Source organism: Mycobacterium paragordonae, assembly GCF_003614435.1.
Taxonomy (GTDB): domain Bacteria; phylum Actinomycetota; class Actinomycetes; order Mycobacteriales; family Mycobacteriaceae; genus Mycobacterium; species Mycobacterium paragordonae.
On record NZ_CP025546.1, the window covers coordinates 6,673,538 to 6,686,186 of the forward strand.

Annotated in this window: 11 protein-coding genes; all 11 read left to right on the forward strand. The window is 65.7% G+C overall.

The genetic code is table 11. The features are described from left to right. The first annotated feature begins 211 nt into the window (after nucleotides 1-211). Nucleotides 212-1,450: an EspA/EspE family type VII secretion system effector gene (locus C0J29_RS29940; RefSeq protein WP_120794418.1), complete on the forward strand. Its 1,239-nt coding sequence runs from the start codon at nucleotides 212-214 to the stop codon at nucleotides 1,448-1,450. Nucleotides 1,451-1,539: 89 nt separating this feature from the next. Continuing rightward, on the forward strand, nucleotides 1,540-1,851 hold the full coding sequence (locus C0J29_RS29945) for an ESX-1 secretion-associated protein (protein ID WP_065050181.1): 312 nt from the start codon (nucleotides 1,540-1,542) through the stop codon (nucleotides 1,849-1,851). 2 nt (nucleotides 1,852-1,853) lie between these two features. Further along, on the forward strand, nucleotides 1,854-2,720 hold the full coding sequence (locus tag C0J29_RS29950; RefSeq protein ID WP_120794419.1) for an ESX secretion-associated protein EspG: 867 nt from the start codon (nucleotides 1,854-1,856) through the stop codon (nucleotides 2,718-2,720). 36 nt (nucleotides 2,721-2,756) lie between these two features. Next, nucleotides 2,757-3,311, forward strand: a complete 555-nt coding sequence (locus C0J29_RS29955; protein WP_065050184.1) for a DUF2694 domain-containing protein — start codon at nucleotides 2,757-2,759, stop codon at nucleotides 3,309-3,311. After that, nucleotides 3,308-5,029 carry a type VII secretion AAA-ATPase EccA gene (gene eccA, locus C0J29_RS29960; protein WP_065165847.1) on the forward strand — a complete coding sequence of 574 codons (1,722 nt, stop codon included), beginning with the start codon at nucleotides 3,308-3,310 and terminating at the stop codon, nucleotides 5,027-5,029. The genes C0J29_RS29955 and eccA overlap by 4 nt, the downstream gene beginning before the upstream one ends. Nucleotides 5,030-5,032: 3 nt before the next feature. Next, on the forward strand, nucleotides 5,033-6,478 hold the full coding sequence (eccB, locus tag C0J29_RS29965) for a type VII secretion protein EccB (protein WP_065050188.1): 1,446 nt from the start codon (nucleotides 5,033-5,035) through the stop codon (nucleotides 6,476-6,478). A 13-nt stretch (nucleotides 6,479-6,491) separates the two neighbouring features. Continuing rightward, nucleotides 6,492-8,756: a type VII secretion protein EccCa gene (eccCa, locus tag C0J29_RS29970; protein WP_120794420.1), complete on the forward strand. Its 2,265-nt coding sequence runs from the start codon at nucleotides 6,492-6,494 to the stop codon at nucleotides 8,754-8,756. After that, a complete protein-coding gene (gene eccCb, locus C0J29_RS29975; RefSeq protein WP_065050192.1) occupies nucleotides 8,753-10,507 on the forward strand; it encodes a type VII secretion protein EccCb in 1,755 nt (584 codons plus the stop codon). The genes eccCa and eccCb overlap by 4 nt, the downstream gene beginning before the upstream one ends. 236 nt (nucleotides 10,508-10,743) lie before the next feature. After that, nucleotides 10,744-11,838 (forward strand): PPE family protein, encoded by a 1,095-nt coding sequence (locus C0J29_RS29980; RefSeq protein WP_065165843.1) that lies wholly within the window; start codon nucleotides 10,744-10,746, stop codon nucleotides 11,836-11,838. 91 nt (nucleotides 11,839-11,929) lie between these two features. Beyond that, a complete protein-coding gene (locus C0J29_RS29985; RefSeq protein WP_055581190.1) occupies nucleotides 11,930-12,232 on the forward strand; it encodes a WXG100 family type VII secretion target in 303 nt (100 codons plus the stop codon). A gap of 41 nt (nucleotides 12,233-12,273) precedes the next feature. Further along, entirely contained in the window at nucleotides 12,274-12,561 is a 288-nt protein-coding gene (locus C0J29_RS29990) for a WXG100 family type VII secretion target (protein ID WP_120794421.1), read from the forward strand. Nucleotides 12,562-12,649 lie beyond the last annotated feature (88 nt).

A 12,649-nucleotide genomic window follows, 5' to 3' on the forward strand; every position in this document is an offset into this window, starting at 1 on the left:
TCACACGCCGGGTCTGATCGTCCGGGGAAGGCTTATGCCGCCCCGCAATCGCGCTATGGAGTCAGCTGCGCCGTGCGTCCGAAAAGGCCAGGCGCACCCAAAAATTCGTGCATCTAGCCCTGTCAGAGCGCTGCTAAGCTCAACGTACGGTGCGAAGGTGCATAAAGAAATGACCGTGCACACCAACAAGCCAACGTAAGGAACCACACAAATGTCGGGTAGCGCGATGTGCAAGACCACCAGCAACTTCATCTACGCACAGCTGTTTCTGCTGGGTGAAGGAATTCCCGACCCGGGCGACATATTCAATGCCGGCTCCTCATTGTTCAAAGGCGTCGCTGACAAGATCGGCCTCGCAATTCCGGGCACCAACTGGATCGGCCAAGCGGCGGATGCCTATTTGAACCAGAACGCCGCCCAGCAACTCCGCGCCAAGTTGATGGGTGACATCGACGACCTGACCGGCAACCTGATCTCCAACCAGGCCGAGCACGTGTCCGACACCCGCGACGTGCTGCGCGCCATGAAGAACATGGTCGACGGTTGCTACAAGGCCTGCAAGAAGCTCGAGAAGGTCTGGTTGATCGGGGACGCCCTGTCGGTGGCCATCGCCATCCCCTGCTGCGCGCTCGCGATGGCCGTCACCGGCGGCGCGCTGCTCTACCTGACGATCATGACCGCGATGAACGCGGCCAGCATGATCGGTCTGGGCGGGCGCCTGCTCGACATCCTGACCAACCTGCCGGCTCTCGCGGGCCTGATCCCCGGGATCATCGACGGGATCATCGACACCATCTGGCCGCCGAAGCTGCCGAACATTCCGATCCCCGGCTTCCCCAACATCCCGGGCCTGCCCGAGTTCACCTGGCCGCCGACGCCGGGCATTCCGGACTTCAACCTGCCGATCCCGGGTCTGCCCGAATTCCAGTGGCCGTCCATTCCGGGGCTGCCCGACTTCGGCGGCCTCATCCCCGGATTCCCGGACTTCGGTGGCGGCGGCGGCCTCATCCCCGGATTCCCCGCCCTGCCTGGGATGCCCAGCGTTCCCAACCTGTTCCCCGGCCTTCCCGGCCTGGGCGACCTGTTCCCCGGTGTCGGCAACCTGGGCAAGCTGCCCACCTGGACCGAATTGGCCGCTCTCCCCGACTTTTTGGGCGGCTTCGCCGGCATGCCGGCGCTGAGCTTCAGCAACCTGCTCAGCTTCGCGCAACTACCGGGCGTCGGACAGATCACGTCGACAATGGGCCAGTTGCAACAGCTGATGGCGGCGGGCGGCGGCCCCGGCCAGATGGGCAATATGGCCGGCCAGCAGGCACAGATGATCTCGTCGCAGGTGCAGCAAGGTGGTCAAAAAGACGATGACGGCGCCGCGGCAGGCTCCGACGGCGAGCGTGCACCCGTCGAGGCGGGAGCCGGCGGCCAGCAGGGTCAGCAGGGCACCGTCCTCTAATTGCAAACAGTCGGCCATTAAACGGCCAAACCCATAGCAAGCCAAAGCCATAGCGAGTAAAAAGTTAGACGTAGAGGAGGGTCTACCCCATGTCCGGAGTCCTGGAAGTCGTGCCTTCGTTCCTGAAGGTCTTGTCAGGCATGCAGACCGAAATTGCCGGCCAATTCGGAACCGCGACCAACACGGTCAACGGGATCAGCGGCAAGGTCTCAATGACCCACGGTTCGTTCACATCGAAGTTCAACAACGCGCTTCGGGATGTGGAGACCAGCCGCAGCAACACGGGCAAAGGTGTGCAGGGCGTAAGCAATGGCCTGGCCACCAACCTGGTCCAGGCCGCCACCGCCTATCTCAATTCCGATCAGGGGCTCGGCGGCATCATCGACAAGATCTTCGGCTGATCATGTCGGGTCCGCTCGCTTCCGGTCGCGCGGGCTTCGCGGGCCCGGTTGACGATGTGGTGGGCGTCGAGGTCACGATCGACGGCATGCTGGTCATCGCCGACCGGCTGCACCTGGTGGATTTCCCGGTAGCCCTTGGGATCCGGCCCAACATTCCGCAGGAGGACCTGCGGGACATCGTTTGGGAGCAGGTTCAGCGCGACCTCACCGCACAGGGCGTGCTGGACCACAACGGGCAACCCCACCCCGGGGTCGCGAAGATGGTCGAAACGGTCAGCCGGGCGGACCGCGCCCTGGAATGCCGGTGGTGGCGCCGCGACCGCGGCGGCGACGGAGATGGAAAAGCCGACGGCTTGATGGTGCGATTCGTGGTGTGCCGCAAGGGCGATACCCACGTGGTCGCGGCACGCGACGGGGACATGCTGGTGCTGCAACTGGTGGCGCCGCAGATCGGGCTGGCCGGCATGGTGACCACCGTGCTCGGCACGGCCGAACCGGCCAGCGTCGAACCGCTGACCGGGGTTGCCAGCGAATTGGCCGAGTGCACGACGGCGGCGCAACTCATTCGGCACGGCATCTCGCCCACGCAGGCACGCATCTATACCGAGATCGTCAGCGACCCGACCAGCTGGGTGGAGATCATCGCGACCCAGCGCCACCCGGGCGGCACCACCACCCACACCTCGGCTGCCGCTGGCGTTCTCGACTCCAAGCACGGCCGGGTGGTCTCACTTCCACGCCGCGTGGGTGGCGAGTTGTACGGGAGCTTCCTCTCCGGCACCCAGCAGAACCTGCAGCGTGCCCTGGACAGCTTGCTGGAGCTGCTGCCTGCCGGCTCCTGGTTGGATCACGCCCAAGCCTCCGCCTGAGGCTGCACACTTCCGATACGAGAAAGGGACCCGACAGTGGAACTGCCCGGGAACGACTACGACAGCGACGATCTCAGCGCGCTGGATTTCTCCGGCGGCGGCACCGACGTCGAGGAGTCGTCTCTTGACGCGCTGGGCGACTATGCGCCGCCGACCGAGGTCGAGGACGCCGAGACGGGGCTCGACGCCCTGGAGGGCCTGACCGAGCAGGACGAGGACGAAGAGTTGGCGTTGTTCACGGTCACCAACCCGCAGGGGTCGGTCTCGGTGACGGCGCTGATGGACGGCCGGGTCCAGAACATCACCATCACCGATAAGGCATCGAGCATGTCCGAGACCGCGCTCGCGGAGGAGATCTTCGTCATCGCCGACCTGGCCCGGCAGAAGGCGCGGGCCGCTCAGCACACTTTCATGGTCGAGAGCATGAGCGAAATCGCCGGCGACAGCCCCCAGCAGAGCGCGCTGCTGCACGAGTTCGTCGAGAGCACCCTGCACCTGCCCACACCGGAAGAGGCGGCCGCACGCGAGGCCGAGGTGTTCGCGACCCGGTACGAGGTGGACTACACGGCCCGCTACAACGGTGATAAATGACTGATCGCCTGGCCGGTCTGTTCGACAGTGCCGTCGGCATGCTGCCGTTGTCGGAGGCACGGTCACTAGACCTGTTCACCGAGATCACCAACTACGACGAAGCGGCTTGCGACGCCTGGGTCGGGCGGATCCGCTGTGGTGACACCGACCGGGTGACGCTCTTCCGGGCCTGGTATTCGCGCCGCAACTTCGGACAGCTTTCCGGCGCCGCCCAGATCTCGATGAGCACCCTGAACGCGCGGGTCCCCATCGGCGGGATCTACGGCGACATCACCTATCCGATCACCTCTCCGCTCGCGGTGACCATGGGATTCGCTTCGTCGGAAGCGGCACAAGGCAATTACGCCGACGCGCTGGAGGCGATGGACGCCAGCGCCGTGTCGGGCTCCGAGCATCTGGTGTCGTGGCTCAAGGCGGTCATCTACGGCGCCGCCGAGCGGTGGACCGACGTGATCGACGAGGTCAAGGGCGCCGGGAAATGGCCGGACAAATTCCTCACCGGTGCCGCCGGCGTGGCACACGGCGTCGCCGCCGCCAACCTCGGACTGTTCACCGAGGCCGAGCGCCGACTCACCGAGGCCAACGACTCACCGGCCGGTGAGGCGTGCGCGCGGTCCATCGCGTGGTTCCTGGCGATGGCGCGGCGCAGCCAGGGCAACGAGGATGCCGCCGTCGCGCTGCTGGAGTGGCTGCAGACCACCCACCCCGAGCCGAAAGTGTCTGCCGCACTGAAGGATCCGTCGTACCGGTTGAAGACGACGACGGCCGAGCAGATCGCCTCCCGGTCGGACCCGTGGGATCCGGGCAGCGTGGTGACCGACAACTCCGCGCGCGACCGACTGCTCGAGGAGGCCCAGGCCGAGCTGGAACGCCAGATCGGACTCAGCCGGGTCAAGACTCAGATCGAGCGGTACCGGGCGGCCACCCTGATGGCACGCGTGCGCGCGGCCAAGGGCATGAAGGTCGCCCAGCCCAGCAAGCACATGATCTTCACCGGCCCGCCGGGCACCGGGAAGACGACGATCGCTCGCGTGGTGGCCAACATCCTGGCCGGGCTGGGCGTCATCGCCGAGCCGAAGCTGGTCGAGACTTCCCGTAAGGATTTCGTCGCCGAGTACGAGGGTCAGTCAGCGGTCAAGACCGCCAAGGCAATCGACAACGCCCTGGGTGGCGTGCTGTTCATCGATGAGGCGTATGCCCTGGTGCAGGAACGGGATGGGCGCACCGACCCGTTCGGGCAGGAGGCGATGGACACGCTGCTGGCCCGGATGGAGAACGACCGGGACCGGCTGGTGGTGATCATCGCCGGCTACAGCAATGACATCGACCGGCTGCTGGAGACCAACGAAGGCCTGCGCTCGCGGTTCGCCACCCGCATCGAGTTCGACACCTACAGCCCCGAAGAGATCCTCGAGATCGCCAGAGTGATTGCCGCCGCCAATGATTCGACGCTGAGTCCGGAAGCCGCAGAAGAATTGCTGGGCGCGGCCAAGATGCTGCATGAGCGGACACTGCGCGGGCGACCGGCCCTGGACATCGCCGGAAACGGCCGTTACGCGCGGCAATTGGTCGAGGCCGCCGAACAGAGCCGCGATATGCGTTTGGCCCAGGGTCTCGACATCGAGGCTCTCGACGTGGACCGTCTACAGGAGATCAACGGCACGGACATGGCCGAGGCGATCGCCGCGGTTCATGCACACCTCAACATGAGAGAGTGACACATGGGGCTTCGCCTGACCACAAAGGTTCAGGTTAGCGGCTGGCGCTTCCTGCTTCGCCGAGTCGAGCATGCCATCGTGCGGCGCGACACCCGCATGTTCGACGATCCCCTGCAGTTCTACAGCCGATCGGTGTGGCTCGGTGTGGTCATCGCGGTCATCATCCTGGCGGGTGCGGGACTGCTCGCGTTCTTCAAGCCGCAAGGCAAGCTCGGCGGGACCACTCTGCTCACCGATCGCGCGACCAACGAGTTGTACGTGATCATCTCGGGGCAACTGCATCCCGTCTACAACCTGACCTCCGCGCGACTGGTGCTGGGCGCGCCGTCGAGTCCGGCGACGGTCAAGTCTTCGGAGCTGAGCAAGCTGCCGCTGGGTCAGACGCTCGGGATACCCGGCGCGCCATACGCGACTCCGGTGTCCGGGGGCAGCACCTCGGTCTGGACGTTGTGTGACACCGTGGCCCGGGCCGACACCGCATCGCCGGCGATAACAACCTCGGTGATCGCCATGCCGCTGCAGATCGATTCCTCGATCGACCCGGTCGATTCCAACGAGGCCATGCTGGCGACCTATCAGGGCCAGGATTGGATCGTGACCGAAAAGGGCCGCCACTCAATCGATCTGTCCGACCGCGCGCTGACCTCGGCCATGGGCATACCCGTCACCGCGAAACCGGTTCCGATCTCCGAGGGAATGTTCAACGCGCTACCCAGCCAAGGGAACTGGCAGCTGCCACCGATACCGTTCGCGGGCGCGCCCAACAACCTCGGTTTGCCGGACGAACTGGTGATCGGCTCGGTGTTCCAGATTCACAGCGAAAAGGGTCCGCAGTACTACGTCGTATTGCCCGACGGCATCGCCATGGTGAACTCCACCACCGCGGCGGCGCTGCGCGCCACCCAGTCTCACGGCCTGGTCGCACCGCCCGCGGTGGTGCCGAGTGTGGTTGTGCGCATTCCGGAACGGGTGTACTCCTCGCCGCTCCCGAACGAGCAGCTGAAGATTCTGGCCCGGCCGAACGAACCGACGCTGTGCTGGAGTTGGGATCGCGCGGCCGGCGACCAGGCGCCCAAGACCACCGTGCTGTCCGGGCGGCACCTTCCGATCCCGGCCTCGCAGATGAGCAACGGCATCAAGCAGATTCAGGGCACCGCAACGATTTACATCGACGGCGGCAAGTTCGTGCAACTGCAGTCTCCCGATCCGCGGTACGGCGAGTCGATGTACTACATCGATCCCGAGGGCGTGCGCTACGGGGTGCCGAACGCCGACTCGGCGAAGGCGCTCGGTCTGAGTGCACCGAAAACCGCGCCCTGGGAGATCATTCGGCTGCTCGTCGACGGGCCGGTGCTCTCCAAAGAGGCGGCGATGCTGGAGCACGAGACGCTGCCGGCGGACCCGACCCCCCGAAAAGTTCCAGGCGGCACCCCGGGAGCACCCCAGTGATGGCGGAAAGATCATGACGACAAAGAAGTTCACCCCGACGATCACCCGCGGCCCGCGGCTGACCCCGGGCGAGATCAGCCTCACCCCGCCCGACGACCTCGGCATCGACATTCCGCCGTCCGGCATCCAGAAGGCGCTTCCCTATGTGATGGGCGGCGCGATGGTCGGCATGATCGCGATCATGTTCGCCGGCGGCACCAAGCAGCTGTCGCCCTACATGCTGATGATGCCGCTGATGATGGTCGTCATGATGGTCGGCGGCATGGCCGGCGGCACGGGCGGCGGCGGCAAGAAGGTGCCGGAGATCAACGCCGACCGTAAGGAATACCTGCGGTACCTGGCCGGGCTGCGCGGCCGGGTGACCACCTCCGCCACCTCTCAGGTCGCGTTCTTCAGTTACCACGCACCGCATCCCGACGATCTGCTGTCGATCGTCGGGACGCAACGGCAGTGGTCCCGTCCGGCGAACAGCGATTTCTACGCGGCCACCCGCATCGGCATCGGTGACCAGCCGGCGGTGGACCGGTTGCTGAAGCCCGCCGTCGGCGGCGAGCTGGCTGCCTCGACCGCGGCGCCCCAGCCGTATCTGGAGCCGGTCAGCCACATGTGGGTGGTCAAGTTCCTGCGCACTCACGGTCTCATTCACGACTGTCCGAAACTGCTTCAGCTGCGCACCTTTCCGACGATCGCACTCGGTGGTCACCGGCCGAATGCGGATCGGATGCTGGCCGCGATGATCTGTCACCTGGCGGTCTTCCACCCGCCGGACCTGCTGCAGATCCGGGTGCTGACCGAGAACCCGGATGACCCCGAATGGTCCTGGCTGAAATGGCTTCCGCACGTTCAGCACCAGACCGAAACGGACGCCGCCGGGCCGGTCCGGATGATCTACACCCGGCCGGACGGACTGGCCGATCTGGCCGCCCGCGGACCGCACGCACCCGACACCCTGCCGACCGGCCCCTACGTCGTCGTCGTCGACCTCACCGGGGGCAAGGCCGGATTCCCGCCGGACGGGCGGGCCGGGGTCACCGTGATCACCCTGGGCAACCACCGCGGTTCGGCGTACCGCATCCGCGCCAACGAGGACGGCTCCGCGGAAGACCGGCTGCCGGGCCAGCAGTTCCGGTTGGTGACCTCGACCGCCGACAGCATGACCCCACTGGAGGCCACCCGGGTGGCCCGCAAGCTGGCCGGCTGGTCGATCACCGGCACCATCCTCGACAAGACACAGCGGGTGCAGAAGAAGGTCGCCACCGAGTGGCATCAGATGGTCGGCGCTAAGAGTGTCGAGGACATCGTTCCGAGCCGCTGGCGGATGTACACCGACACCGACCGGGACCGGCTCAAGATCCCGTTCGGTCACGAACTCAAGACCGGCAACATCATGTACCTCGACATCAAAGAGGGCGCGGAGTTCGGGGCCGGACCGCACGGCATGCTGATCGGCACCACGGGATCCGGCAAGTCGGAGTTCCTGCGCACGCTTATCCTGTCGCTAGTCGCGATGACGCACCCCGATCAGGTCAACCTGTTGCTCACCGACTTCAAGGGTGGCTCGACCTTCCTGGGCATGGAGAAGCTTCCGCACACCGCGGCCGTCGTCACCAACATGGCCGAGGAAGCCGAGTTGGTCAGCCGGATGGGTGAAGTGCTGACCGGTGAACTCGACCGGCGCCAGAACATCCTGCGGCAGGCGGGTATGCAGGTCGGCGCGGCCGGCGCCCTGTCCGGTGTCGCCGAATACGAGAAGTACCGCGAGCGTGGTGCCGACTTAGCGCCAATGCCAACACTTTTCGTCGTTGTCGACGAGTTCGCCGAGTTGTTGCAGAGTCACCCGGACTTCATCGGGCTGTTCGACCGGATCTGCCGCGTGGGCCGGTCACTGCGGGTGCACCTGCTGCTGGCGACCCAGTCGCTGCAGACGGGCGGCGCCCGGATCGACAAGCTCGAACCCAACTTGACCTACCGAATTGCGTTGCGTACCACCAGCTCTCATGAGTCCAAGGCCGTCATCGGAACGCCGGAGGCGCAGTACATCACCAACAAGGAGAGTGGCGTCGGGTTCCTGCGGGTCGGCATGGAGGACCCGGTCAAGTTCAGCACGTTCTACATCGGTGGTCCGTACATCCCGCCGGTGAGCGTCGAGACCAATGGTGACGGCAGCAAGCGCAGCACCCAGGCCCTCAAGCAATCCGTCAAAATCCACCAGTTCACCGCGGCTCCGGTGATCGAGCCGGCGGCGGCCCCCGTCGGTGAGGAGGTCCTGACGCAATGACCGACACTGAAGTGCGGGCCCTGCGCGAGGTGGTTCTCGACCAGCTCGGCACCGGCGAGTCGCGGGCCTACAAGATGTGGCTGCCGCCGCTGTCCGACCCGACGCCGCTCAACGAGCTCGTCGCGCGGGATCGTCGGCAGCCGTTGCGGTTTCCGCTCGGGATCATGGACGAGCCGCGCCGGCACCTGCAGGACGTGTGGGGAGTCGACGTCTCGGGAGCGGGCGGCAACATCGCCATCGGCGGCGCCCCCCAGACCGGCAAGTCGACGCTGCTGCAGACGCTGGTCATGTCGGCGGCGGCCACACACTCGCCGCGCAACGTGCAGTTCTACTGCATCGACCTCGGCGGCGGCGGCCTGATCTACCTGGAGAACCTGCCGCACGTGGGCGGCATCGCCAACCGCTCCGAGCCCGACAAAGTGCAACGGGTCGTCGCCGAGATGCAGACCGTGATGCGGCAACGGGAACAGATGTTCAAAGAGCACCGGGTGGGCTCGATGGCGATGTACCGGCAGCTGCGCGATGACCCCAATCAGCCCGTCGCGGCCGACCCCTACGGTGACGTATTCCTGATCATCGACGGGTGGCCCGGCTTCGTCAGTGAGTTCAGCGAACTCGAGGGCGCCGTGCAGGACCTGGCCGCGCAGGGTCTGGCCTTCGGCGTGCACGTCATCATCTCCACTCCGCGATGGACCGAACTGAAGTCCCGCATCCGCGACTACCTGGGCACCAAGATCGAATTCCGGCTGGGCGACGTCAACGAGACCCAGATCGACCGGATCACCCGGGAGATCCCGGCGAACCGTCCCGGTCGGGCGGTCTCGATGGAGAAGCACCACCTGATGATCGGCGTGCCCCGATTCGACGGGGTGCACAGCACCGAGAACCTGGTGGAGGCGATCACGGCGGGCGTGAACCAGATCGCTTCTCAGACCACCGAAAAGGCCCCGCCGGTCCGGGTGCTGCCCGAGCGCATCCACCTGTACGAACTCGACCCGAACCCGCCGGGCCCGGACGCCGACTACCGCACCCGCTGGGAGATTCCGATCGGGTTGCGCGAGACCGACCTGACGCCGGCCTACAGTCACATGCACTCCAACCCGCACCTGCTGATCTTCGGGGCGGCCAAGTCCGGCAAGACGACGATTGCGCACGCCGTCGCCCGCGCTATCTGTGCCCGCAACAGTCCGCAACAGGTCCGGTTCATGCTCGCCGACTACCGCTCGGGCCTACTGGACGCCGTGCCGCAGAGCCACCTGTTGCAGGCGGGCGCGATTAACCGCAACAGTCAGAGTCTGGACGAGGCCGTTCAAGCGCTGGCCGTCAACCTGAAAAAGCGTCTGCCGCCCCCCGATCTGACGACCGCGCAATTGCGCTCGCGTTCGTGGTGGAGCGGTTTTGACATTGTGTTGTTGGTCGACGACTGGCACATGATCGTCGGCGCCGCCAGCGGTATGCCACCTATGGCGCCACTTGCACCGCTATTGCCGGCCGCCGCGGATATCGGATTGCACATCATTGTCACCTGCCAGATGAGCCAGGCGTACAAGGCCACGATGGACAAGTTCGTCGGTGCGGCGTTCGGGTCCGGGGCACCGACGATGTTCCTCTCCGGGGAGAAGCAGGAGTTTCCCTCCAGCGAGTTCAAGGTGAAGCGGCGGCCTCCTGGCCAGGCGTTTCTCGTGTCTCCCGACGGAAAGGAGGTCATCCAGGCGCCCTATATCGAGCCGCCTGACGAGCTCCAAGAATAAGTGCACGGACCACCCCCAACCCCCGGTTAGGATTATTTCAACGCAAGTTCGGGAGCCAGTACGGGAGCTGAGGAATCAAGCCCCAGGGGGACGCTGAGCCACCGGCTTTACTCCGGCTATAAACGGCGAAGTTTGGGCCCGGAACACAAATGCATCGGGCATAACTGAACAAATGGAATTTCGCGTTTCCCGTACCGGTGTAAACGCCGAACAGGAACCAGAGGGGAGTTGATCACATGTTTTGGCACGCCATGCCACCGGAGCTGAATACCGCACGGCTGATGGCCGGAGCAGGTCCCGCTCCCATGCTGGCCGCCGCGATGGGGTGGCAGGCGCTCTCCGCGGCTCTGGACGCTCAGGCGGTCGAGTTGACCGCGCGGCTGGCTTCCCTCGGCGAGGCCTGGACCGGCGGCAGCAGCGACAAGGCGATTGCCAACGCACAGCAGATGATCCCGTGGCTGCAGACCGCGTCGACGCAGGCGAAGACCCGGGGTATGCAGGCGACCGCGCAGGCCGCCGCCTACACCCAGGCGATGGCGACCACGCCGTCGTTGCCCGAGATCGCGATGAACCACGTCACCACCGCGGTGCTGACGGCCACCAACTTCTTCGGCATCAACACCATCCCGATCGCGCTGAACGAGATCGACTACTTCGTGCGTATGTGGATGCAGGCCGCCCTCGCGATGGACATCTACCAAGCCGAGACGCTGGCGAACACGGTGTTCGACAAGCTCGAGCCGATGGCGTCCATCCTCGACCCGAGCATGAGCCAGGGAATGTCGTCGACGCAGGTGCTGGCGATGCCGAGCAGCCTCACCTCGAGTCAGCTGCAGGCGACCGCGGGGCAGGTCGCGGAACTGAGCGGCCCGATGCAGCAACTCGCCCAGCCGGCGCAGCAGATGACCTCGATGTTCAGCCAGATGGGCAGCAGCTCGGGTGGCACCGGCGTCGGACTCGGCGACGACGAAGCGCAGTTAGGTCTGGTCGGCACCAGCCCGCTGTCCAACCACCCGCTCGCGGGCGGTTCGGGCGCGAGTGTGGGCGCGGGACTCCTGCGCGGCGACGCGCTCCCGGGCGCCGGCGGCACGTTGGCCCGCACGCCGCTGATGACAGGCCTGATCGACAAGCCCGTCGGTCCCGCGATGATGCCGGCGGCCGCCGCCGGCGAGTCCGCGACCGGTGGCGCCGCCCCGGTGGGCGCCGGCGCGATGGGCCAGGGTGCGGGTAGCGGTGGCAGTTCGCGACCGGGCCTGGTGGCCCCGGCACCGGTCGCGCAGGAACGCGACGAGCAAGAAGAAGACCTGTGGGACGACGAGGACGACTGGTGAAAATCCCACAGCCACAACAGACTTCCCGGCCAACCGGGTCGGAAGACTTGCCAACCACGGCGAGGAATGGAAAGAGAGAAAGTAGTCCAGCATGGCAGAGATGAAGACTGATGCCGCTGCCCTCGCGCAAGAGGCAGGTAACTTCGAGCGGATCTCGAGTGATCTGAAGACCCAGATCGACCAGATCGAGTCCACCGCCGGTTCGCTCCAGGGTCAGTGGCGCGGCGTCGCCGGCCAGGCCGCGCAGGCCGCCGTCGTGCGCTTCCAGGAAGCCGCCAATAAGCAGAAGGCTGAGCTCGACGAGATCTCGACCAACATCCGTCAGGCCGGCGTTCAGTACCAGCGTGCCGACGAGGAGCAGCAGCAGGCGCTGTCCTCGCAAATGGGCTTCTGAAATAAATCCCCCCAAATACCACCAGAAAACGGAGCAAAGACATGACAGAACAGCAGTGGAATTTCGCGGGCATCGAGGCCGCGGCCAGCACCATCCAGGGAAACGTCTCCAGCATCCACTCCCTGCTCGACGAGGGTAAGCAGTCGCTGACCAAGCTCGCCGCGGCGTGGGGCGGTAGCGGTTCGGAGTCCTACCAGAGCGTTCAGCAGAAGTGGGACGGCACCGCCCAGGAGCTCAACAACTCCCTGCAGAACCTGGCCCGGACGATCAGCGAGGCCAGCTCGGCCATGCAGTCGACCGAGGGCAGCGTGACCGGATTGTTCGCATAAGAAGCGTCTCTATACGCGTAGAATCTCGAAGCACGAGATTGGGCGAGTTCAACCCATCTGGGGGATCTCGCCCCTTCTCGTGCTTCCC